Origin of the sequence: Bartonella australis AUST/NH1, assembly GCF_000341355.1 — a bacterium.
GTDB classification, from domain to species: Bacteria; Pseudomonadota; Alphaproteobacteria; order Rhizobiales; family Rhizobiaceae; genus Bartonella; species Bartonella australis.
The window spans coordinates 1199018-1219895 of the sequence record NC_020300.1 but is presented as its reverse complement, the minus strand read 5'-3'; the positions used below and the strand labels follow the sequence as shown (position 1 = coordinate 1219895).

At 42.4% G+C, this 20878-nt stretch carries 29 protein-coding genes; 27 read left to right on the top strand and 2 right to left on the bottom strand.

All coding sequences use genetic code 11. From position 1 onward, the window contains the following. Positions 1 to 205: 205 nt before the first annotated feature. A complete protein-coding gene (locus BANH1_RS05260) occupies positions 206 to 904 on the top strand; it encodes a S24 family peptidase (protein WP_015398356.1) in 699 nt (232 codons plus the stop codon). 116 nt (positions 905 to 1020) lie between these two features. On the opposite strand, the gene BANH1_RS07240 is transcribed toward BANH1_RS05260, so the two are convergent. Next, positions 1021 to 1704 (bottom strand): S24 family peptidase, encoded by a 684-nt coding sequence (locus BANH1_RS07240; protein WP_015398355.1) that lies wholly within the window; start codon positions 1702 to 1704, stop codon positions 1021 to 1023. A 91-nt stretch (positions 1705 to 1795) separates the two neighbouring features. Here BANH1_RS07240 and BANH1_RS05250 point away from each other — a divergent pair, with 91 nt between their 5' ends. The 3 genes from BANH1_RS05250 to BANH1_RS05240 all read left to right on the top strand — a co-directional run bounded on the left by BANH1_RS05250 (position 1796) and on the right by BANH1_RS05240 (position 3058). Further along, the gene (locus tag BANH1_RS05250) at positions 1796 to 2116 is read left to right on the top strand and encodes a hypothetical protein (protein ID WP_015398354.1); all 321 of its coding nucleotides are present in this window, start codon (positions 1796 to 1798) and stop codon (positions 2114 to 2116) included. Then, positions 2091 to 2372: a hypothetical protein gene (locus tag BANH1_RS05245; RefSeq protein ID WP_041583048.1), complete on the top strand. Its 282-nt coding sequence runs from the start codon at positions 2091 to 2093 to the stop codon at positions 2370 to 2372. The genes BANH1_RS05250 and BANH1_RS05245 overlap by 26 nt, the downstream gene beginning before the upstream one ends. 191 nt (positions 2373 to 2563) lie before the next feature. Further along, positions 2564 to 3058, top strand: coding sequence for a hypothetical protein (locus BANH1_RS05240; protein WP_015398353.1), 495 nt, complete (start codon positions 2564 to 2566; stop codon positions 3056 to 3058). Here the strand turns inward: BANH1_RS05240 and BANH1_RS05235 are convergent. Beyond that, a complete protein-coding gene (locus BANH1_RS05235; protein WP_244427660.1) occupies positions 3018 to 3896 on the bottom strand; it encodes a hypothetical protein in 879 nt (292 codons plus the stop codon). The two genes, BANH1_RS05240 and BANH1_RS05235, sit on opposite strands and share 41 nt — an antisense overlap. A 38-nt stretch (positions 3897 to 3934) precedes the next feature. Between BANH1_RS05235 and BANH1_RS05230 the strand changes: the two genes are divergently transcribed. The 23 genes from BANH1_RS05230 (at position 3935) to BANH1_RS05115 (ending at position 20877) form a co-directional block, all read left to right on the top strand. Then, positions 3935 to 4420, top strand: a complete 486-nt coding sequence (locus BANH1_RS05230; protein ID WP_015398351.1) for a crossover junction endodeoxyribonuclease RuvC — start codon at positions 3935 to 3937, stop codon at positions 4418 to 4420. After that, complete coding sequence (locus BANH1_RS07070; RefSeq protein ID WP_015398350.1) at positions 4410 to 5528, top strand: hypothetical protein; 1119 nt, start codon at positions 4410 to 4412, stop codon at positions 5526 to 5528. The genes BANH1_RS05230 and BANH1_RS07070 overlap by 11 nt, the downstream gene beginning before the upstream one ends. A gap of 37 nt (positions 5529 to 5565) precedes the next feature. Continuing rightward, positions 5566 to 5889 carry a hypothetical protein gene (locus BANH1_RS05220; RefSeq protein ID WP_144050546.1) on the top strand — a complete coding sequence of 108 codons (324 nt, stop codon included), beginning with the start codon at positions 5566 to 5568 and terminating at the stop codon, positions 5887 to 5889. 186 nt (positions 5890 to 6075) lie between these two features. Beyond that, on the top strand, positions 6076 to 6465 hold the full coding sequence (locus BANH1_RS05210; RefSeq protein ID WP_015398348.1) for a RusA family crossover junction endodeoxyribonuclease: 390 nt from the start codon (positions 6076 to 6078) through the stop codon (positions 6463 to 6465). Beyond that, positions 6446 to 6904 (top strand): single-stranded DNA-binding protein, encoded by a 459-nt coding sequence (gene ssb, locus BANH1_RS05205; protein WP_015398347.1) that lies wholly within the window; start codon positions 6446 to 6448, stop codon positions 6902 to 6904. Before BANH1_RS05210 ends, ssb begins: the two co-directional genes overlap by 20 nt. Before the next feature lie 10 nt (positions 6905 to 6914). Next, complete coding sequence (locus BANH1_RS05200) at positions 6915 to 7538, top strand: hypothetical protein (protein WP_015398346.1); 624 nt, start codon at positions 6915 to 6917, stop codon at positions 7536 to 7538. Between the two features lie 57 nt (positions 7539 to 7595). Further along, positions 7596 to 7862 (top strand): hypothetical protein, encoded by a 267-nt coding sequence (locus BANH1_RS05195; RefSeq protein ID WP_041583042.1) that lies wholly within the window; start codon positions 7596 to 7598, stop codon positions 7860 to 7862. Then, positions 7859 to 8284 (top strand): type II toxin-antitoxin system VapC family toxin, encoded by a 426-nt coding sequence (locus tag BANH1_RS05190; protein ID WP_083878126.1) that lies wholly within the window; start codon positions 7859 to 7861, stop codon positions 8282 to 8284. Before BANH1_RS05195 ends, BANH1_RS05190 begins: the two co-directional genes overlap by 4 nt. A gap of 357 nt (positions 8285 to 8641) precedes the next feature. Then, on the top strand, positions 8642 to 8953 hold the full coding sequence (locus tag BANH1_RS05185) for a hypothetical protein (protein ID WP_015398344.1): 312 nt from the start codon (positions 8642 to 8644) through the stop codon (positions 8951 to 8953). A gap of 3 nt (positions 8954 to 8956) precedes the next feature. Further along, a complete protein-coding gene (locus tag BANH1_RS05180; protein ID WP_015398343.1) occupies positions 8957 to 9535 on the top strand; it encodes a hypothetical protein in 579 nt (192 codons plus the stop codon). Positions 9536 to 9928: 393 nt separating this feature from the next. Beyond that, positions 9929 to 10480 carry a hypothetical protein gene (locus BANH1_RS05175; RefSeq protein WP_015398342.1) on the top strand — a complete coding sequence of 184 codons (552 nt, stop codon included), beginning with the start codon at positions 9929 to 9931 and terminating at the stop codon, positions 10478 to 10480. A gap of 44 nt (positions 10481 to 10524) precedes the next feature. Next, positions 10525 to 12450 carry a phage terminase large subunit family protein gene (locus BANH1_RS05170; protein WP_015398341.1) on the top strand — a complete coding sequence of 642 codons (1926 nt, stop codon included), beginning with the start codon at positions 10525 to 10527 and terminating at the stop codon, positions 12448 to 12450. A gap of 8 nt (positions 12451 to 12458) precedes the next feature. Then, positions 12459 to 12707 carry a phage head-tail joining protein gene (locus tag BANH1_RS05165; RefSeq protein ID WP_015398340.1) on the top strand — a complete coding sequence of 83 codons (249 nt, stop codon included), beginning with the start codon at positions 12459 to 12461 and terminating at the stop codon, positions 12705 to 12707. Then, on the top strand, positions 12707 to 14248 hold the full coding sequence (locus BANH1_RS05160; RefSeq protein ID WP_015398339.1) for a phage portal protein: 1542 nt from the start codon (positions 12707 to 12709) through the stop codon (positions 14246 to 14248). Before BANH1_RS05165 ends, BANH1_RS05160 begins: the two co-directional genes overlap by 1 nt. Then, the gene (locus BANH1_RS05155) at positions 14238 to 15332 is read left to right on the top strand and encodes a S49 family peptidase (protein ID WP_015398338.1); all 1095 of its coding nucleotides are present in this window, start codon (positions 14238 to 14240) and stop codon (positions 15330 to 15332) included. The genes BANH1_RS05160 and BANH1_RS05155 overlap by 11 nt, the downstream gene beginning before the upstream one ends. 259 nt (positions 15333 to 15591) lie before the next feature. Beyond that, positions 15592 to 15960, top strand: a complete 369-nt coding sequence (locus BANH1_RS05150) for a head decoration protein (protein ID WP_015398337.1) — start codon at positions 15592 to 15594, stop codon at positions 15958 to 15960. A 12-nt stretch (positions 15961 to 15972) separates the two neighbouring features. Further along, positions 15973 to 17049 (top strand): major capsid protein, encoded by a 1077-nt coding sequence (locus BANH1_RS05145; RefSeq protein ID WP_015398336.1) that lies wholly within the window; start codon positions 15973 to 15975, stop codon positions 17047 to 17049. A 1-nt stretch (position 17050) separates the two neighbouring features. Next, positions 17051 to 17419 (top strand): head-tail joining protein, encoded by a 369-nt coding sequence (locus BANH1_RS05140; RefSeq protein WP_015398335.1) that lies wholly within the window; start codon positions 17051 to 17053, stop codon positions 17417 to 17419. Next, the gene (locus BANH1_RS05135) at positions 17397 to 17924 is read left to right on the top strand and encodes a hypothetical protein (RefSeq protein WP_015398334.1); all 528 of its coding nucleotides are present in this window, start codon (positions 17397 to 17399) and stop codon (positions 17922 to 17924) included. The genes BANH1_RS05140 and BANH1_RS05135 overlap by 23 nt, the downstream gene beginning before the upstream one ends. Further along, positions 17917 to 18606: a phage baseplate assembly protein V gene (locus BANH1_RS05130; protein WP_015398333.1), complete on the top strand. Its 690-nt coding sequence runs from the start codon at positions 17917 to 17919 to the stop codon at positions 18604 to 18606. Before BANH1_RS05135 ends, BANH1_RS05130 begins: the two co-directional genes overlap by 8 nt. Continuing rightward, positions 18603 to 18944, top strand: coding sequence for a GPW/gp25 family protein (locus tag BANH1_RS05125; protein ID WP_041583040.1), 342 nt, complete (start codon positions 18603 to 18605; stop codon positions 18942 to 18944). The genes BANH1_RS05130 and BANH1_RS05125 overlap by 4 nt, the downstream gene beginning before the upstream one ends. Beyond that, positions 18941 to 19768, top strand: a complete 828-nt coding sequence (locus BANH1_RS05120; protein ID WP_015398331.1) for a baseplate J/gp47 family protein — start codon at positions 18941 to 18943, stop codon at positions 19766 to 19768. The genes BANH1_RS05125 and BANH1_RS05120 overlap by 4 nt, the downstream gene beginning before the upstream one ends. Further along, positions 19768 to 20877, top strand: coding sequence for a phage tail protein (locus tag BANH1_RS05115; RefSeq protein ID WP_015398330.1), 1110 nt, complete (start codon positions 19768 to 19770; stop codon positions 20875 to 20877). The genes BANH1_RS05120 and BANH1_RS05115 overlap by 1 nt, the downstream gene beginning before the upstream one ends. Position 20878: the final 1 nt, after the last annotated feature.

Sequence of the window (20878 nt, the reverse complement as noted above, 5' to 3'; positions counted from 1 at the left end):
TCGCTTCTTCGTGATGTGTTGTGATGGGAAGTATATTTATCGTTCTAAAATACTAATGTCAACATAAATAGTATTTTAAAATGATATTAATTTTATGCCATTGGGCAAAACGCCGAATCATTTATTACAAAGGGCTGTAGAATAGGAGCTTAGAATCCGATAAAAAGCGTAAATTTCGGTCGGATATGTTCTAAAAATTTGAGCTATGGAAAATTTAAGAAAACTTATTATTGAAAGACTTAAAGAACTTCAATTGGGGTCGACTATAGCAGCAAAGAAAGTCGGCCTAGAGCGCGGCTATATACGGGATTTTATTAAAGGACGCAAAAAAACTTTCGCATATGATAAATTACCTTCGGTAGCTTCAGCTTTAGACTTGGATATCTCTGTGCTTATATTCGCGTTTAAGTTAGATAAAAGCGTCTCTGTTCCTGTTGTAACTCACAATTTTGATAAACCAAATGCCAAAGTCATTGGCCGAATAGATTTTGACGATAAAAAAAGGATACCTGTTTACGGCCAGGCGGTAGCGGGCGTCGATGGAGATTTTGCTCTGAATGGTAACGTGCTCTTTGAGGTACTTTGCCCACCTCAACTTCAAAAGGTAAATGACGCTTACGGTGTAATAGTTAGTGGAGATTCGATGTCTCCGCGTTATTTCGATGGCGAAATCGTATATATCGATCCCCACCGCCGCTTAAAAAGGGGCGATTTTGTTGTTGCGCAAATTCTCATTGACGAACATTCAATACCCCATGCATTTGTGAAGCGTTTCTGTAAGCACAATGCGGAAGAGCTAGTTCTTGAACAATTCAACCCGCCTAAAGAGCTACGCTTCCCACACGATAAAGTGATCTCCGTTCATTTTATAGCTTTGTCTGGTGAACCTATATCGCACGTTTGATGAGAATAGTTGAAGAGGTTCTCTGAATTTGGAAAAGCCTAAATAAACTGCACAAAAAATCGCCGAAGGTTTTCCTCTAAAATTTTCTCCACTACATCCCCCCTTTAATTTCATTTTTACATTTCAATAACGGAACGTTTAACACGGCCAATTATCCTTATTGCACCTTCCAGTTTTGGTGCTGGTATGTTTTTATATGAGGCAGGTTGCCAGGGAGGCGTTTCGCTTGGACGATAACGCTTATAAGTTGCCCTACCTGTTTCATCTGCAATGACATAACAGGCATTTGGGACCAGGACCTGATCAAGCATATTCACAAAGATTATTGAATCAGGTGGACTGATCTTATTCATGGAAAGACCATCAACACGCAACGCTATCCATTGGCCTTCTGGAAGGTTATACGCTGTAACAGTAGGAAATTCAGATAAGTCCGTTACGCTTTCTTGATCGCTCATTTCGCCAGCACTTACCCAAGATACAAGTGGTATCTCTCTTTGTTCTAATTCAACAATTTTCATCTGAGATACAAGTGGCGTACCATCTTGTCCTAATGCAAAGGCCTCACCTTCTTCGTTGCCTGTTCCATCTGCCAGCCAAGCGACGTTCGTTTTTAAGACAGGGGCGAGGGCAGCAAGTGTTTTTGTCTCAACTCCTTTATTTATGTCGCCTCTTTTTACTTTTATGCGTATGCTACGAATTGTAGAATTCGAAAGACCAGCTTCTATTGCAGCACGACTTTCTGTAAGTCCTACAGCCTTTAGTCTTTTATCAATGCGTTCCAAAATTTTATCGAGCATATGTTCTTATAGGAAATTTTTTATTTTTTTTAAATAGAGTTATTATCCTATTTTTTCTTGACATCATAGTATTATGACACGATAATTGTGTATGCTTAAAATTGCGCACTTACTAAAAATTATCGATGCTTACCGAATTGCTACAGGGCTAACCGATAGCAGTGTGAGCACGTACGTATTTAATAGCGGAAAAAGGATCTGCAATCTTAGGAAAGGTAGGGGCATTGAAGTTAAAACTTTCAACCACGCTTTTTACTGGTTTTCTGATCATTGGCCTGAAGGTGTTCAATGGCCTTCTGATATTCCACGGCCGTCTCTTAAAGAAGAGAGTGTGCCACTTAGCACGAAAGCTTTGAAACAACAGCATCAACAGCCAGGGAGAGTCTATGGAACAGATAGCAGAACTAACTAAGACAACAATCCGAGAAATGAAAAGAGCCCTAGATGCCGAAGAAAGGGCGAAAAAAGCCAGAAGGGAGGCAAGGGCGGCAGGATTGGAAGCAAGGGTAGCTCTGGCAGCAGCAAAAGGAGCTATGGACAGACTGGAAAATGCCTTTGTCCAAATGGATTACTCAAAGACTTTCGAAGAGGATAGCATGCCGTTGTTTGCGAAAGTTTTAGAAGCACGGCAAGAGGGGGGCAGCGGTGAAGAAATACGAACTCACTGATGAAACGGCGATATTATGGAAAGCTCAGCTTTATAGAATTCATGCTTTCCATGATTTGGTAATACCGAAACTCGTGACACTGCCCAGATTTATAGCGAGGTAGATACGGAAGTAAAACTGCTTTTGTTGCTGCTCCTACAGAAATAACAAACAGCCACAGCAGCATTCAAAGTCTTAGAAGAAGAGAGATTATGAAAAACGAAATGTTGAAGAAGGTCTGCACCCAGTTTTGCAGATTAATAGGTCGTAATACAAAAATAAAGAATGAAGATAGATTGACGGAAGAATGGAGAAAAGAATGGAGAAGAGTACCAGATCGTCAACGTCTCATAAAAGATCTTATAGAACGGCATACGATTCATACGGAAATTCTTAAACAACAAGAAGAGTGGTATAAGTCAAAATTTGATCATTGGATGAGATGGCATAAAGCACTTCTTGCAGAGCGAGATAAATCAATTGAGGATCAACAGGCAGCTATTGAAAACCTATCCTCTTTAATTAAGAAAAAAAATACAACGCTGCGTAAACAAAGATTAAAATTGGATTCACAGATGAGAATTGTTGATAAATTAACTGATAAAATCAATGATTTAGCCAACAAAGAAGTTAGATTAGTAGAGTTTCTCTTACCAGGAGAAGCTGTTAATGCTGGTCCCATAAATCCTTCAAATAAGGATCATTAGCAGCAACAAGCGATAGAAGACCAATTTCACGATATGTGTCTTTTGAGCGTGGCCATGACGCCCAGAAATGCACAGTGCGTGTTTCATCTGGATTAATAATCGAAGTGTGTTCAAGTGTAAAATTTGCAATGTTGCGAGAACTAGGCTTACGACAGGTAGTCATGAAATCTAAAACAGTGATATTCTGAGCAGAAATAATAAAAAAATTTAACGCATACTCTAACGAAGAATTGGATTTCATATGTTGCGGACATGTAGCAAGGAGTTTGGGAGTTGTCCTTTTCGTGATGAAGGGCTCATTTCGGATATCAGACTTATAACTCAAAACAGAGCAGGCATTCTTAATAAACTTAAAGGGACTTTTTTTAGATATGCGTATATTCCTTATCATTATATCTCTTTTTGTAAGATTTCTAATATACAGCCTTACCTTAACAGTTGAGGAAGCTTCATATTTTGGTGGGATGAATATTGCCATTAATGTCAAATATGGCCCCAAATCCCGCGCTTTTTTATCTTCTAATAGAATAGCTGCCTGGGTTTCTGATGCTATAGTTTGTCGTTGGAGGATTTTAAGTTGTTTTTTAAAGCTTCGTTTTTGCACAAAAAGTGCTACTATTCCAGTAACTATCGTAACAATGATAGGAGCGACCGTAGGATTATTACTTATCCAGCGTAGCAAAAATACAGCATCATCATTTATCCAGTGCAATAAGAATATAGCGTTATCAATTATCCGTTCTTGCATCATAACCCCCCCCGCTTTTTTAGAATCGTTGGGAAGATATTTTTTTACAAATATTTTTGCAAGACGGGCAATCACGACACGTTCTGTCATAGCACACATATAAATACGTAGAGCCTTGAGGGGGGATTATGATCACTGATGCACAAACCATTCTTTGTCTTGATTTAGGCACAAAGACTGGCAGGGCGGTATGTGGTGCGGGTGGTCACGTAACAAGCAATACAGAACATTTTCCATCACGCCGTTTTGAAGGCGGTGGAATGCGTTATCTGCGCTTTAAGAAGTGGCTTTCCGAACTAAAGAGGTCCGTTGATGAAATTGATGTGGTGCATTTTGAAGAGTTACGTCGGCATATAGGCACGGATGCCGCGCATGTTTATGGAGGCTTTCTAGCAACTCTAACAGCGTGGTGTGAACACTATCAGATACCGTATGAGGGCATCCCTGTTGGTACCATTAAGAAAGCAACAACAGGTAAAGGAAACGCTTCAAAAGAAGAGATGATTGCAGCAATGCGTTCAAAAGGGCGCGCACCGCGAGATGATAACGAAGCAGATGCTTTATCAATTCTACACATGGTAGTTAAAGAGAAGGAAAAAGATAATGGTAAATAGGTTAGACAAGTTACCATGGACAAGGTTTTTTGCAGAGCAGTGGGCAATTAAGCTCTTTCAGTTACCTACGGTTGAAGGTAATGTTTATATGCGATTGCGAGTGCAAATGTTGCTCACTCGTGAACCTCTTGTAAATAATCTTAAGATTTTAACCCATTATGCTGGCTGCTTAGTAGAAGAATTTGAGAAAGCCTTAGACGTTTTAATAGACATGGGTCATATCATCCGTTTGGAAGACGGCCGTTTGTGGAGTTTAGACGTTGAGAGTGAGCTCAATGACTGTCAAGAGAGTTTAATAAAATCTTCAGAAAAAGGTGCAAACGCGGCAAAAGCTAGATGGAAAAAGTCTAAAGATAAAAATGATCATGATGCTAATGAAATACATGAGCAATGCATGAGTAATGCACAAGCAATGCATGGGCAATGCATGAGCAATGCTAATAACATTAACAATAACAGTATATATAATAAAAAACCTAAACCTATCGGTTTAGTCAAAAAAGAACTTGATGAGGATTTTGCTCAAAACACTGATCAGGTTTTGGAGCCTTGTTCAGAGCAAAGCGAAATATCATCACAACCCATTACCCTTTCACCAGCCAAAGCGACAGCAGTCAAGGATACAGCTGAAGAGCGTAAGCGACAGCTTGAACGCGAATTTCACGAGACCTTTTGGCCCTCTTACCCACACAAAGTTGGCAAGCCCAAGGCTTTGACCTCCTTCCTCAGAGCGCGGAGCAAGGGGGAGTTATCGGTGATCATGGAAGGGCTTAATCGCTACGTCATGTCGAAGCCGCCAGACAGGCAATGGCTCAATCCCACTACCTTTTTGAACCAGGAACGGTGGGCAGATCAACCGGCACAAATTTCGGAGAAAAGCTATGGAAGCAGTCACAACAATCGATCAAAACCAATGGGTAACTCAGTCACAGAACATCTACAGCGCTTCGCTAGTCAGCTCAATTTTGGATCGTCTTCAAGGCCTTCTAGAGACCACATATCCCCCCAAATTTCGTTGCGGAAAGAAGCCGATTACTGGAGAAATAGCGGTTATACGAGCTCAGTTAGCGCAAGTGCGGGATGTACTTTCCCCACGGGTAACTGCTGAGCAAATTAGCGAAAGATTGGTGCCCGTTTTGGAGGTTATGCGTCTGCCAGTAAACGCCAATGGTGAACAGGCGGCTATAGGCTATTTCATGGCTTTGAATGAGGTATCTTCGGTGATTTTTGACTATGTCATTCACCAGATTGCAAAGGGGAGGATAAGTGAATTTCACAGTACTTTTGCACCGACAGGACCTGCATTGGCGGTCTATTGTGAAAATTTAGAAAAGCAGGAGATCTCTAAGATCACCAGCATCGAGAGGATATTGAGGGCGCCCGAACAACAAGCGGCTGCTCCTCGCATATCGGAGGAAAAGTTTCAGCTTTTGTTTGGCCAATTGAAGCAGACGAAGGGTATGGGGTGAAAATGACACACATTTATGCCCTGTTTTATACTCTATTTCCTATTTTAAAGCCCACTGGCGAGCTTTTCATGGTAAAAATGAATGGAACTATATCGAGGTTAAAAATAGCTCTCTGTGGCCTTTATTTTAAGTTTTTATATTTAGGGGAGTTGAACATTCACAAACAGCAAGGCAAGGAGCTGTTTGATGATTAGACTTGAACTTCCTTTTCCCCCTTCTGTCAACGCCATGTATGCCAACGGAGGGAACAAACGCGGGCGGCATAAAACAGCCCGGTACAAAGCATGGATGACAGAGGCCGGCTACAGGATTAAGGACAGCCATAGGCAGGGGCTGAGGGAATATAGCCTGTCCGTTGCTGTCAAACGTCCTGATAAACGGTGCAGAGATATCGATAACTTGGTCAAGCCCATTAATGACCTCTTACAGGGCAGTGGGATTATCAAGAATGACAGTCATTGTGAGCAATTAACCCTGTCATGGGACAGCACCCTTAATTGCGAGTGTTTAGTATGTGTAGAGCCATTTCAATTAACGAGCAGAGAGGATGATCATCATGGCGAGCGGTGTCAATAAAGTAATTTTACTGGGGAACCTTGGAGCTGATCCCAAAATCAGTAGCCTCAATTCAGGGGACAGAGTTGCTAATCTCACCCTTGCGACCTCTGAAGTCTGGAAAGACCGCAAGACAGGGGAAAAGCGCGAGCGTGTTGAGTGGCACAATGTTGTGATCTTCGATGAACGTTTGGTGAAGCTTGCGGAACACTATCTCAAAAAAGGCAACAAGATTTACGTTGAAGGGCAATTACAAACCCGTAAATGGCAAGATCAAAGCGGGAATGATCATTATAAAACCGAAGTGGTTTTAAAGTCCTTTGGTGGCAATATTGTCCTTTTAGAAACTCAGGGACAAAGCAGTTCAAACACAGCAGGCGGACATCAAGCGATGGGTGCTAACCGCGCAACGCAGTACACATCAGCACAGAGCCCTTTTAGTGATGAGATTCCGTTTTAAGGTGGTTTGAATGGGAAAAGGAAGTATAACAAAAGCACGCTCAAAAGCGGGGAAATTACGTACGAAGAGAAGGCGAGGGCGGCCGAAGTTTGAGGGAATTCGTCGACAGCCGAATGGGAAGCCATCGAGAGCAAAAAACCCACCGGATAATACATCTCTTGAAGTCAGGGCAAGATTAACGGGTTTAAGCCTTGAAGAGGCCAGAGACCCGCGGTCCGCCACCAATTTAGGCAGGCTGGTGCTCTTGAATGAAAGGGAACCAGGAAGAGGTATTACGGCAGATCAATATGATGCTGTCGTCAAATATCTTTATGTGGTTAATGAATATAAACAAGCAATATGCTCACCAGGAGCTGTATGGGACAAAGGAGTAATCGTGCTGGGTGGAAATGATGACGAATATACAAAATGGTGCAAACAGGCCATTAAGCGTTATGATGAGGCGAATAAGGCTATTGCGAAAGGACAAAGAGATAATCCAAATGCCCATTTTGCAATTATTATAAAACACGTAATATTGCGCGACATTGCCATGTCTCACTATATGGCTAGTTTACGTCTTTTATGCGATATTCTTCACGCCCATTTTAATCCCGGAAAAAAGGCATCTTTCGTAGAAAAATCCTATAAATAATATTATATATATGATATCATCATATCAATAAAAAGCTATTAATTATGGAATAATATCATGGCAGGGAAATCTCTATTTATTGCTGATCCTAGTGTCAGGGAATTGGTTGAACAAGTGAAGAATGAAAACGGTTTCAAAAGTTTGCGTGATACCGTCGAAAAAGGGATGTTGCTTCTACAACAGCAAAAACGGAATGAACCATCCATAGATGAAAAAATAGCAGCTATACAAAAGAGATTTAGAACGAAAGTCAGAAAAAATAATCCCCATTGGAACGAAGAAGATAAGAAAGCTTTCTTCGATGATTTAAGTGGGGGAATATGATGTTTGTTGATGCTTCAGCGATTATAGCCGTTATTAATGAAGAACCAGAAGCCGCGTTTTTTAACGAAAAGCTAAAGTTAGCCAAAGAAAAATATTCGTCTTCTATAGCAAAGTTTGAGGCTGTAGCGGGGCTTTGCGTATTCAATACACCGAAAGGCAAGCCGATATCACAAACAACACTCAAAGAAAGTAGGCTTGCTGTACATGAATTTTTTATGGCGCATAAAATTTCTCTTATCCCTGTATCGGAAGATGAAGGCGAAAAAGCTCTTGATGCAAAACAAAAATTCGGTAAGGGGACAGGACAAAAGGCCCAATTAAATATGGGGGATTGTTTCGCCTATGCGTGTGCTGTCAATCATAAATTGCCTTTATTATTCAAAGGTAATGACTTTATTCACACAGACATTGATAAGGCTTAATTTTTTTACTTGACTTTCCAAAAAAGTTCGATTAAGTTGCACAAATTCAATGGCAGAATTGTATCTAGCGGCAGGAATTTGTTCCTGCTTTTTTCATTTAAACGCCTCGTTATTTGTCGTTAAAACCCTTTATTTTCTTATAGTTAGGCACTTCATCCCTCGATCTTGATCATCACCTCTAACTGGCAAAGAAGAATTGCGTCTTTTTTGGCAGTTTTAGGGCAGTAAAATATCAAGCTTTCAGTGTGGTTTGAAAGTCGTGTTTTTTGAACAAAATTGGCTGATCCATTTTGCCGATATCAAAACTTATTAATCGGCCATTTATGTCATTAATTTCCCACCTCAAAAGGAACAAAAATGAAAGCAGTTATCACTAAACCCATGTGTGTTGTTGGCGATAGTAAAAGCACCGTCCGTTTTGAACCTTCAACGCCGGACAATCCATTTGTCGAAGTTTCCCATCATGTCTATGCTCGTCTTAAACGTGCTAACGCTGCAAAGCCTTTTACTATGATCGATATAAGAGAAAAGCCTGGTAAGGTAGTTGAACAGGTGGAGCAAGAAGCGGTTCAAACATCCATTAAACCAGGAGCAGAGGAAGTTTCTCTCGGAGAGTCAAAAATATCGAAGGTTTCTAAACCATCGGCATCTATCTCAAAAAAGGCTTAGAATTTGACATTAATCATCCGACAAAAATGGTATCTTCAACAGGTAGAAAAGAGCTTCAGCAATCTCCAAGCACCACGCCTTAATTGGGCTTTGCGCAACGCTATCAATAGCTCAGCAAAGCAGGTTGAGCGCTTCGCTGAAAAGCAAGTTACCGAACTTACATCGGCCAAATCAAAGCGTGTTAAGCAAGGGATTTATATCAAAGCAAAGGCCACAGCGAAATTTCTTGAAACGGAAATCATTGGGAGCGGAACAGCACTGCCTCTTAAATTCTTTAAAGCAAAAGAAACAAAACGTGGCGTAGTCTATACACTATTTGGGAAAAGACAGATCCTGCCCCATGGTTTTATTCGGGGCGGAAGATTTCCTAAGCGCGTTGATTTAAATATGGGGGGTAACGTATTCGAAAAGGCCAAAGGCGATAAGTTTCCTATTGCGAAACAAGAAGGGCCTGCGATTGCGAAAGTCATGTCCGGACAAGAGGTAACGGGTTCCATTGAAAAATATGCCCACGAAAGATTAACTAAAAATATTCAGATCCAATTGGCACGCCAAGAATACGCTGCCAAGAAGAAAGCTTAATCACCTTTTTAGATGATATCGGTGCGCTACACATAATGAGTTTAATTTTAAAGCTGATCACTCATTGTTCTTTGGTTTCTTGTGGAAAAAATGCAGTAAAATCAATGAGAAAGGTACTTTCTGGCGGGGTGGCTTTATTGCGGGGCAGGCGAGCGCGGGATATCTCTAGCGACAGAATTTTCAAATTGACTGTACATTGTACACATAAGTCATTGATAAATAATAATTTTAGTATGTACACTGTGCATTACACCCTGTACACTGTGCAAAATATTTTCTTGCCATATTGAAATTTGTTTCTAGTCGGCGCCGTAAAGGACCCCCTTTATGGCGAGAAGGAAGCCAACAATTTGTTCTGCAAAATATCATTCTTCACAATGGAGAAAATATTTGATGAATAAGAAGGATAGACAAGGTCTCTCGGTTCGGGCCTTTGCAAGAAAGATGCAGGTATCTCCTAATGCGGTTGTGTCTCGTTTCAAAACAGGTAAATTTGACGCTGCCCTTTTTGAAGATGGCTCGGTCAATGAAGCTCTTGCAACAGCCATCTGGAATGAGAATCCAACGAAGCGTCCTTATCCGCTTTTAGAACCTGATGATCAAGCGCGAGCAAAGATAAAACAAGACTCCACCGATGGAGCCAATGAATACAAGATCAAATTGGAGAGGATGCAGGTTGCGCTTGAAAGTGAGAAGATTGCACTTGAGCGGTTGCGCGAAACGACTGTTGATCGCGAAGAAGTGAAGAAAGCCGCCCGTGAGTTTGGAAGAGCTCACCGTGATACGATGTTAAATTTCCCTCATCGGTTTGGTGCGGCGATTGCTGCTCAGGTTGGATGTGAGGCTGCCAGTCTTATTGGTGCCATTGATCATTATATGCGGGAAGCTCTGCTTGAGGCGGTTCATATTCCAGTTCCTTTTCATGATTCTCAATCTCCAGAATAAGAGAGTTTTCAGTAAGTGAAGAATGAATAATCATATGGTCGATGATGGATGAGAGCTCTGTTAAAGAATTTTTCGCGAATGCCAATGATGCGAGACAACCGGACCCACCTTATACAGTTTCACAATGGGCGGACAAAAATAGATATCTAAGCACAGTTGCAAGTGCTGAGCCTGGTTTGTGGAGGACGAAGCGTACACCTTACTTGCGCGAAATTATGGATAACCTTTCATCCTACGTGCCGATTGAAACTACTATAGTGATGAAAGGTGCTCAAGTGGGAATGTCTGAAGCAGGATTGAATTTCTGCGGTTACGCTATTCACCACAGTCCGGGACCGGCGCTTTATGTGATGCCAACGGTTGAGACAGCCAAGAAGCTTTCAAAGACACGTCTTGATCCGATGATTATGGCGAGTCCGGCTTTAAGTGAACGCATTGCTCCCGCCCGTTCACGTGACAGTGGTAATACAATGTTCTCGAAAGAGTTTGATGGCGGTGCCTTAATGATTACAGGAGCCAACAGTGCTGCTGGATTGCGCTCTATGCCTATTCGCTATCTGGTCCTTGATGAAGTCGATGCCTATCCACTGAGCGTCGATAATGAAGGTGATCCGGTGATGATCGCTGAAAGGCGTACCTCTACCTTCGTTCAACGAAAGATTTTTAAATTGTCTACGCCTACACATCGTGACACAAGCCGTATCGTTAAGGATTTTGTGCTCGGAGATCAACGATATTACAACGTCCCTTGTGATGCATGTGGCACTCTACAACCTATTGTTTGGTCCCAAATTAAGTGGCCGAAAGGAGCCCCTGAGAAAGCTGTTTTTGTTTGTGCTCATTGCGGTCACGAACATGCGGAACACCGAAAAACTGATTTGATGTGTGAGGAAAGAGGTGCGTGTTGGCTACCGACGAGCGAGTCAAGCAGACCAAATTTGCGCTCTTATCATATTTCGGCACTCTATTCACCTTGGCTAACTTGGGGAGAATGTGCCCGTGAATTTTTAGATGCTAAAGATGATCCGGCATTATTACAGCCTTTTGTCAATACAGTGCTTGGAGAACCATGGGAGGACAGGACTGGCGAAGTTGTTGATCCTGAAAGCCTTTATGCACGGCGTGAAGATTATCCCATTGCACCACCACAAGCCGTGTTATTGACAGCAGGAATTGATGTACAGAATGATCGTTTGGAACTCGAAGTGGTGGGATGGGGGCGCGGTGAGGAAAGCTGGAATATAGACTATCAAGTGATCCTCGGTGATCCATCTTCTTTTGAAGTCTGGGATCAATTAGACGCCTATCTCCGAAAAGACTGGCCGCACCCAGGTTATAAAGATGGCATAAGGATAGCAGCTGCTTGTATTGATACCGGTGGAGGACATACACAAGCTGTTTATAATTATGTGCGTCCCCGTGAGGGAAGACGCATATGGGGGATTAAGGGACAATCGGGATGGCGTGCGGTATGGCCGCGCCGCCCAAGCAGAAACAACAAAGGACAGATTAATCTCTATATTGTTGGTGTTGATGCTGCGAAAGAGATCATTACAGCGCGGTTTAAGAAATCTGGTCCTGAGGCATCTGGTGCTGGGGCAACACACTTTCATAAAAGCCTTGATCGGGAATATTTTGACCAGCTGACCGCTGAACGAAAAGTCATCAAATATTTTAAAGGCTTCAAACGTATCGAATGGCAAAAAAGTGAAAAAGCACGAAACGAAGCGTTGGATTGCAGAGTCTATGCTTACGCTGCTTTACAAGGTCTGATTTCGGGGGGGCTGAACCTTAATCGAGAAGTCGACATTTTGGAAAAGCGCTTAGAAGATCTTAAGAATGCTGAAACGCCTTTGAAGCAGCCAATATCAGGAAATTCTTTGTTGTCTTCTTTGAAAAGGCTTCAAGCAAAAGAGCCTCAAAAAAAGCAATTCAAAGTAGTCGTAAGTCCTTATATGCGGAGGGATTAGAGATATCTATGAGTGAAGATTCAGAGCAATTTAATAGCAAATCTGAAAGGCTTGAAAGCTTAAAAAAACGGCGAGAAGAACTGGAAGATGCTCTTTATTCAGGTGCGCAATCGGTACGCCATGGCGATAAGCAAGTAAGCAACCGTTCCGTCGAAGAACTTCGTAGAGCTATCCAGATGCTTGATGGGCAAATAGCTGATCTTGAAAGTCGTAGGCGTTCACGTGTTTTTTATTTTAATATATCACGGGGTTATTAATGGCTGGCTTTTTAAATAAAATCACAGGATTTTTGGGCAATTTCAGCAACCATAATCCACATTTTGAAGCAGCAAGCCGTAGCCGTCGCATGGGCGGTTTTGATCCTGCAAAAAAACATATCAATAAGGCGATTGAAGAATGCGGCGATACAATTATCGCACGATCCAGATGGCTTTATGACAATGAATCTATTTACGGTTCTGCTACGGAAGAATGGGTCTCTGCTGCTGTAAGCGATGGCATTAAGCCTTATCCTAGAATTGAAGGCTTTCAGAAAGAAAAGAAAGAGCTCCTTGATCTTTGGTGGCAATGGGTTGACGAAGCCGATTACGATGAAGACGCGAATTTTTATGGACTTCAAGCGACCATTGCACGAGAGGTTTTTTTAACTGGCGAATGTTTTGTGCGCTTGCACTATATCGACTTTTATGGGCGCTCGGGTGTGCCTCTTCAATTGCAAATTTACCCCACCGAAATGCTGGATTTCACTTATAATGGGTTAGCTGAAATTGAAGGCAATTACATTCGTATGGGCATTGAATTTAATGCGAGTGGCAAGCGCGTTGCTTATCATTTTTGGAAATATCATCCTTATGATGATTGCCCACCGAACGGAGCATTTGAAAATCAAGAGCGCGTGAGAGTGCCTGCTGAAATGGTTCTTCATATCAAAGAACGTCGCATTGCAGGACAATTACGGGGGTCACCTAAAATAACGCGCAGCATGGCAAAGATTTTTCAGCTCGATTCTTATGATGATGCGGAGCTTGATCGAAAAAGAACAGCAGCTCTTTTTGCGATATTTATCACAGGAACTTCTCCCCAGGATGAAAGATTGTATGATAACCGTAGCGACAAAAGCGTCGAAGAACCACCAGAATTGCCCGCCGTGCAACCTGGTTCAGCGTTTTATTTGGGAGAAAATAAAGATATTAAATTTTCAAATCCCGTAGAAGTTGGCGGCTCTTATGAAGCTTTTCAATATCGTAATATTTTGAAAATTTGTGCAGCATTGAATATGCCTTACGCCGTTGTCACTGGAGACGTTACACGGGGTAATTTTTCTAATGTACGCACCGCTATCATCCAGTTTAGACGTCATGTCAAACAGTGGCGTGAACATATTATTGCTTTTCAGTTCAATCGCATTGTTTGGGAACGCTTCGTTGAAATGGCCGTGCTTGCTGGACGTATTCATTTACCAGGATGGGAAGAAAATTCTTTACCATGGCTTCAATGTGAAAGCTTTGCACCGCCACTTGAAATGATTGATCCAAGAAAGGATATCTCAGCGGAAAAAGAAGAAATTCGCGCAGGTCTGAAGACGCGACGTATGGCACTTGCTGAACGCGGTTTTGATATTGACAGTATTCATGCCGAACTCGAGGAAGAACATAAAGACGCCTTAGCGCGTGGCTTATCCTTTGACACAGATATAGCAGATCCTTCTGCTAATCGTGAAGTGATTGATGACCCTTCAGAATCTTATGAAGATTATGAAAGAGATCAAGGCAGTGAGGTGCGTGCATATGGTAAATAATCTCGATATGCCGTTTTTGATGTCACGCCTTTTTGGTGTTCCTCACATGCTTGCTTCCACAAAACTTGATGTCATTCTTAATGCTCTTGCGCCGCGTCTTTTTGCGGGGGAAAAGTTTCCAATAGGAGCCTTTTCGCAAAATGATGCCATAGCTTTAAGGCCGCCTGAAACCTACGTGGTGCAAAACAATGTCGCCATACTACCAGTTCACGGCACACTTGTACGCCGTGGTGCATGGCTTGGTGCATCATCAGGATTGACCTCTTATGAAGGTTTAAGCGCTTCTTTTCGTGAAGCTATTCAACAATCTGATGTTCGCGCTGTATTGCTCGATATTGATAGTGGAGGAGGGGAAGCCGGAGGAGTTTTTGATCTGGTTGAAGAGTTCCGGGCACTGTCGCAACAATATAATAAACCTATTTGGGCACATGCAAATGAACTTGCATGTTCGGCGGCTTACGCCATTGCTTGTTCTGCTGCTCAAATCTGGATTGCACGCACAGCTGTTGTAGGTTCAATTGGCGTTGTTTGTGCACATCTCGATCAATCACGTGCTGATGAAAAAAGCGGATATAAATGGACGTTTATTTTTGAAGGCGATCATAAACTTCACGGCAATCCTCACGAGCCATTAGCTGATACAGCATTAAAAAAAATGCAAGCAGATTGCACACTGCTCTACGACATGTTCGTCGATTTGGTGGCGCAAAGCAGGTCTATGAGTTCTGCCGCAATTCGCGAAACGAAAGCAGAAACTTTTATAGGCACTCAGGCCATAGAGCTTGGGTTAGCTGATGTGCAGGGCACCCTTGCACAAGCCCTGGAAGCCTTAATGGATTCCATCTCATTACCCCCAATATCAACAGAAGAAGGACAAAAAATATGGCATGCACCAAATACCGAATTGAAGAAAATGATGACAAAAGGATTATCGAAATCATCAACGACGACGACGAAGCTGAAGAAGATGACGACATTGACGCAAACACCGAAGTCTTTGACGACCCAGAAGATAAGGAAGATGAAGTTGAAGGTGAAGAAACTGAAGAAGATGAAGACAACGAAGAAGATCGCGAAGATGTAAAAGCTGCACTTGAAAAGGAAAGAAAACGTGCTCAAGAACTAACAAAACTTGAAAAACAAGCACAACGCTTAGGCGTTTCTTTTAATGCAGCGAAAGCGATTAAAAGCGGTATGAGATTAGGACGAGCCAAAAAGGCTGTTTTAGACGCTGCCGTATTCAAAAGTACATCTTTGAAAATATCACCCACTGCTCCCCATGGCGACGGAAAGAGCAAGGCAAAGATTCACGCAAAATGGGCAACAGCTTGGAAGGCAATACAATGAGTAATATTTTTTATACAGATGTTCGCAATGGTGCTTATCTCGGGCGCTACGAACCTGATATGTCAAACAAAGAAGTTATATTTGCATCAGGGGCACTTGTTGAGGCTGGCACTGTTATGGGTAAGGTCACAGCCACGGGAAAATATGTCCCCCTTAATCCTAAAGCAGTAGATGGTAGCCAAATTCCCGCAGGCATTTCTTTTGCTACAGTTGATGCGACGGAACGAGAGCAACGCGCGGTGATTACAGCGTGCTTAAGTACAGTGAAATCTTCCGAATTGCTATGGCCGGATACCATCAAAGATGAGCAGAAAAAGACAGCCATTCAATCTTTAGAAGATCACAACAAAATTATGCTGCGATAGGAGAATGCGCATATGGATATGAATTTTTTTAAACATGATGCTTTCTCAGTAGCAACAATGATGAAAGCGATCGAAAACTATGAGTTTAAGCCTAGTCTTATCAGCTCTCTTGATCTTTTTGAGACAGTTGAAACAAGTACGACAGTGGTTGGCATTGAAAGATGTGACAATAGATTAGCACTGATTCAAACGAGTGAACGTGGTGCACCTTTGACAGAAGGTGACAGAAGTGGTTCTAATCTTCGGTTTTTCAAAACAACACGTATCGCCAAAAGTGATACTGTGAAGGCAGAAGAAATCCAAGACCGGCGGGAATTTGGAACAGAAGACCAGCTGGAAACATCGATGAAATATATCGCTAAAATACAAAAGAAGCTGATTTCTGAAATTGAACTCACGTGGGAAAATATGCAGCTTGGAGCTGTTCAAGGTGTTGTCCTGGATGCCGATGGATCAGTCATTGTCGACTGGTATAAAGAATGGGAAATCACACCGCCAAAACCCATTAATTTTGAATTGAATACAGAAACAACCAATGTTGCTAATCATGTTGATCAAGTCATTACGAAGATGGTTGAAGTTTCGAAAGGAGCTTTTACTGATCGTTCACGGGTTATTGGGCTTTGTGGAAATGAATTCTTTTCTAAATTTAAAAACCATAAAGCAATCCGTGAAACCTATTTAAACACAGCTCTCGCACAAACCTTGAACAGTGCGGGAGGTATAGCAACGCCGAGTGCTATTGGATCAGGGAGCTTTGGAAGTTTTAACTTTGCTGGCGTAACTTTCATTAATTACCGGAGCATTCATAACTATAATGTAAGCGCTAAAGCAGGCACTAAACGTGCAATAGGAATTAAGCCTGATGAATGCCAATTTTTTCCTGCTGATGCACCTGGCGTATTCCAGAAAACCTTTTCTCCAGGTGAAAGCTTGGATTTTGTGAATACAGTTGGAAAGCCTCTCTACACTATTTTGATAGCAGATCACGAGCGTAATGCGTGGGTAAAGCCGGAAGTATACAGCTACCCGCTTTATATTTGTACGCGTCCTGAAATGCTCTTCAAAGCGACGATAGGAGAAAAATAAGATGCTATGGCGCGGGTTGCTCGACAAAATGATTAAAGATGTACGCAACACCTTTGGGCAATCCGTCGTCTACACCCGAAGTGATAATCAGCAATCTTTTCATATTACGGCGATTTACAGCATCAGATATTCGGAATCAGAAGCTGGTGGGAGAATCTCTACGACAATCGAAAGAAAAGAACTTGATATTTGTATCAATGATATTGGGGGAGTGGCGCCAAAGTCTAATGACAGTGTCGTAGTTATAGCCACCGAAAATAACGAAGCTCAAGAGCATTTTACTGTAGTGAATGTACAAGCTTCAGAATCCGGCATGTATAAGCTTATTTTACGTAACATTAACGATGATGCACCCAAGAGAAACGGTTAGAGAAAGCTTTGTCGCCTTGATAAAAGCGGCAAACACAGCTGCTGGCGACAATGTTTTTAATATGCGCGATTTCAATTTTTTCGTTGAGATAATGCCGTCGATCAACATTTCAACGCAAAGCGAAAGGATCGAAGATGGGCATGATTATGGATTAAGGCGGCGTGTTTTAACAGTTGATGTTGAATGTTACGCAACAGGAGGGGGGGGTGCACGCTGCGTTGATCAATTGGCGTGGGAAGTTGAAAAGATTTTTCATGCCAATCCCAATCTCAGCGACACGGTAGAGACTTGTCGTCTCCACGATATTGCAATGGCATTTGGTGATAATGGCTCCTCGGCACTCCATGGTGCAATTTTAACCTTTGAAGTTACTTATGTAACGTTTCCCAACGGGAATGAAGAAGAAGGAAAGATAGGAATTGTTGAGCCTTTTACAGGCTTCGAACCCGAGACAGGGATAAAAAACGAAGAGAAATATACGAAAATCGAGGATACTCATGTTTGAACGGCGCGATAAAGAAATCACCGATTTAAAAAGGCGCGTAGCAAATATGGTTATGGTGGGAAAGATCAGCCATGTAGATCATAAAAATGCACGCTATCGAGTGAAAAGTGGCAACCTTATCAGTGACTGGATTCCGGATACACAAGCTCGTGCCGGAAAAACGCGTTCTTATGAAGGACGCGACGTTGGAGAGCAGGTTATTGTTGTTTCTTCATCAGGCGATTTATCTCAAGGAGTGATTGTCGGCTCCATTCATACCGATAGCAATCAAGCTGCTGATAGAGGTAATATTCACCAAACCATATATCCCGATGGCTCAACAGTCGCATATGACGATGAACAAAACATTTATGCCCTTACAATAAAATCAGGAGGAAAGTTCATTCTCACAATTTCTGATGGCGTATCGATAAAAGGTGATGGCACTAGGTTAGAACTGAGGGCTCCGGAGGGCATAAAGCTTATTTCGGAAAGTGATCTTAATTTAAACGCCAAGGGAGACATTGCCCTAAAAGCAGGGGGCGAAATTTCACTCACTTCAAGTGATAGTATCTCTCTTCATTCAGGGAATGATACCTCCATCCACTCAAGCGGATTAAAGCATAATGGCACAAATGTAGGGGCAACACATGTTCATAAAGGTGTTTCCCCTGGTGGCTCTATGACAGGAGGTCCAAATTGAACATGGGAATGGACCGGATGACGGGGAAGCCCTTATCCAGTATTGATCATTTACGCCAATCGATGATTGATATTTTATCGACGCGGATTGGGACGCGGGTCATGCGACGTGATTATGGTTCACGCGTTGCTGAGCTGATTGATGCACCGATGAATGATGCTTTTGCCGTCGCCCTTTATGCGGCTATTGCAGAAGCTTTGGATCAATGGGAACCGCGTTTTAAACTGAAAAAGATTGATTTTGATTGGGTCGAAGCTGGGAAAATTTCTTTGTCCTTCGCGGGAATTTATTTGCCATCGGGAAAGCCTATTACCATGGAAGGATTAATTATCCAATGAAAGAAGTCCTGCCTAAACCTGAGATTATCTCAGAACTGTCTTTTGAAGAAATTCGCGCGGCCGCTCTTGCTCATTTAAAAGGGCTGTTGCCTGACTATACACTTCTAGAAAGCGATCCTGCAGTCAAAGTCATTGAAGTTTTTAGCTACCGAGAACTGCTTTTAAGACAGCGTATTAATGAAGCGGCACGCAACAGCCTTCTTGATTTCGCGATAGGCTCTTCTCTGGATGCTTTGGGGGATTGGCATGGTGTTCAACGAATGGACGGCGAAAGTGATGAGAGATATCGTGAACGCATAAAGCTTTACGCACGCAGTGGCAAAGGCAGCGGCACAGAGCCTTATTATAAATTTATTGCTCTGTCAGCAGATAGCCGTGTGAAGGACGCTATTGTTTATCGGAAAGGCAAAGACCCAACCATTCATGTTGCTCTTTTTGGCAACAATGAAGAAGAAACAGCAAACCCCGAGCTCTTGGAAAAAGTCTCACAAGCGCTTCACAATAAAAATGTAATCATGACCAACGATACGATTATTGTGCATGCCGCTGTAGCAAAAGTTGTAGACTTAAAAGCTGATGTTTGGCTGTTACCAGAAACGGCACTGGTGGTTTTAAATCAAATGGAAGCAAATTTACGGGCTGCTTGGAAACAAGAGCAAGCGCTCGGTCGTGAATTGAGCCTCTCCTGGTGGGTCTCAAAATTGATGATCCCTGGTGTACAGAAAATTATCGCTGTTGAGCCAACACAAGAATATGCTGTTTGTGCTGAAGAAGTGTTATCGATTGGCAAAATTACCTTAAATTTGAGAGGGCGTGCACGCTAGTGTCTGGGTCTATGCTTCCGACCAATGCGACGGCATTTGAAAAGCGCCTTGCCGATGTTTGCGACTTTCATCGAGATGTTAGTGCTTCAATTTCGGGGATCTCACATGCAAAGCTCACCACACGTCCTCCCGGCTTTCTACCGTGGTTAATTGAGGAATACGGACTTGGTGAGCTCACTCCTTATATCGCAAACCCCTATGATTTGATTGATACTGGTCCCAAATGGCAGCAGGTACGCGGATCTCTTGCGGCAGTTGATCTGGGGCTTTCATGGATAAAAATGTCAGCGCGCTTTACAGCAGCGTGGACAGGACGTGTATGGTGGAATTCATTTCAGCTTCATTTCAATCAATTACCTGGACGAAGCCGCCTTAAGACAATTGAAGCTATCACGGATCTTTCCAAAAGTTTGCGATCTGATTTTCGTCGTGGTGTTTATGGCTACGATGTTGAAGCTGTTGAGAGCGATATGTCAAGGCTCGATCATAGTATGCTAGAGAGCGAAAGTGGTGTTCGGGTAACAGATGGAAGCACTTTGTTTTCCTTTGGACGCAGGACAGAGATAAATCATATTTTAACCAAAAAAGAAGGCACTCTCATTGGGAATTGGATAGATGATATTGATGATGAATTAAATTGGGAAGATATCAATTATCCATGGGAATTGGTGAATTTTCCGTGGTGTTCAGTCAAAAAGCATGAGCGCGATATGCTGATGGCGTTGTGGTTTCAAAATCGCACCCTTTATTTCGCATTGACAGACGCAAAGAATGCACTGATTGGCTACCGAAGATGCAATATTATACAAGCTGTAGAACAAACGTTGGACGGTGTTTATAGCCATTCAGGCAAAAGATTTAATCCTTCCATGACGGCGAGCACTATGGTTTTGCTCGGGGCACGCACAGAGTTTCACGATGTTGACAGCCAACAAGCTGCTTTCGTTTCTCTTTTAGTTCATGCATCTGTAGCAAAAAATGTCCCCCCTGGGAAATTATGGCTCAAACCTGATGAACTCATAGGTGGCGTAGAGATCATCAAAACACCTGTGAACATTCCTTTACGAGCCGACATTCGTGAACAATTCAAGATTTTATTGAGGTTTTAGC

Bases quoted from the DNA above. Each gene is read 5' to 3' on its own strand.
- BANH1_RS05260 (WP_015398356.1), top strand. From the start codon at position 206: ATGGAAAATTTAAGAAAACTTATTATTGAAAGACTTAAAGAACTTCAA.
- BANH1_RS07240 (WP_015398355.1), bottom strand. From the start codon at position 1,704: ATGCTCGATAAAATTTTGGAACGCATTGATAAAAGACTAAAGGCTGTA.
- BANH1_RS05250 (WP_015398354.1), top strand. From the start codon at position 1,796: ATGCTTAAAATTGCGCACTTACTAAAAATTATCGATGCTTACCGAATT.
- BANH1_RS05245 (WP_041583048.1), top strand. From the start codon at position 2,091: ATGGAACAGATAGCAGAACTAACTAAGACAACAATCCGAGAAATGAAA.
- BANH1_RS05240 (WP_015398353.1), top strand. From the start codon at position 2,564: ATGAAAAACGAAATGTTGAAGAAGGTCTGCACCCAGTTTTGCAGATTA.
- BANH1_RS05235 (WP_244427660.1), bottom strand. From the start codon at position 3,896: ATGACAGAACGTGTCGTGATTGCCCGTCTTGCAAAAATATTTGTAAAA.
- BANH1_RS05230 (WP_015398351.1), top strand. From the start codon at position 3,935: ATGATCACTGATGCACAAACCATTCTTTGTCTTGATTTAGGCACAAAG.
- BANH1_RS07070 (WP_015398350.1), top strand. From the start codon at position 4,410: ATGGTAAATAGGTTAGACAAGTTACCATGGACAAGGTTTTTTGCAGAG.
- BANH1_RS05220 (WP_144050546.1), top strand. From the start codon at position 5,566: ATGCGTCTGCCAGTAAACGCCAATGGTGAACAGGCGGCTATAGGCTAT.
- BANH1_RS05210 (WP_015398348.1), top strand. From the start codon at position 6,076: ATGATTAGACTTGAACTTCCTTTTCCCCCTTCTGTCAACGCCATGTAT.
- ssb (WP_015398347.1), top strand. From the start codon at position 6,446: ATGGCGAGCGGTGTCAATAAAGTAATTTTACTGGGGAACCTTGGAGCT.
- BANH1_RS05200 (WP_015398346.1), top strand. From the start codon at position 6,915: ATGGGAAAAGGAAGTATAACAAAAGCACGCTCAAAAGCGGGGAAATTA.
- BANH1_RS05195 (WP_041583042.1), top strand. From the start codon at position 7,596: ATGGCAGGGAAATCTCTATTTATTGCTGATCCTAGTGTCAGGGAATTG.
- BANH1_RS05190 (WP_083878126.1), top strand. From the start codon at position 7,859: ATGATGTTTGTTGATGCTTCAGCGATTATAGCCGTTATTAATGAAGAA.
- BANH1_RS05185 (WP_015398344.1), top strand. From the start codon at position 8,642: ATGAAAGCAGTTATCACTAAACCCATGTGTGTTGTTGGCGATAGTAAA.
- BANH1_RS05175 (WP_015398342.1), top strand. From the start codon at position 9,929: ATGAATAAGAAGGATAGACAAGGTCTCTCGGTTCGGGCCTTTGCAAGA.
- BANH1_RS05170 (WP_015398341.1), top strand. From the start codon at position 10,525: ATGGATGAGAGCTCTGTTAAAGAATTTTTCGCGAATGCCAATGATGCG.
- BANH1_RS05165 (WP_015398340.1), top strand. From the start codon at position 12,459: ATGAGTGAAGATTCAGAGCAATTTAATAGCAAATCTGAAAGGCTTGAA.
- BANH1_RS05160 (WP_015398339.1), top strand. From the start codon at position 12,707: ATGGCTGGCTTTTTAAATAAAATCACAGGATTTTTGGGCAATTTCAGC.
- BANH1_RS05155 (WP_015398338.1), top strand. From the start codon at position 14,238: ATGGTAAATAATCTCGATATGCCGTTTTTGATGTCACGCCTTTTTGGT.
- BANH1_RS05150 (WP_015398337.1), top strand. From the start codon at position 15,592: ATGAGTAATATTTTTTATACAGATGTTCGCAATGGTGCTTATCTCGGG.
- BANH1_RS05145 (WP_015398336.1), top strand. From the start codon at position 15,973: ATGGATATGAATTTTTTTAAACATGATGCTTTCTCAGTAGCAACAATG.
- BANH1_RS05140 (WP_015398335.1), top strand. From the start codon at position 17,051: ATGCTATGGCGCGGGTTGCTCGACAAAATGATTAAAGATGTACGCAAC.
- BANH1_RS05135 (WP_015398334.1), top strand. From the start codon at position 17,397: ATGCACCCAAGAGAAACGGTTAGAGAAAGCTTTGTCGCCTTGATAAAA.
- BANH1_RS05130 (WP_015398333.1), top strand. From the start codon at position 17,917: ATGTTTGAACGGCGCGATAAAGAAATCACCGATTTAAAAAGGCGCGTA.
- BANH1_RS05120 (WP_015398331.1), top strand. From the start codon at position 18,941: ATGAAAGAAGTCCTGCCTAAACCTGAGATTATCTCAGAACTGTCTTTT.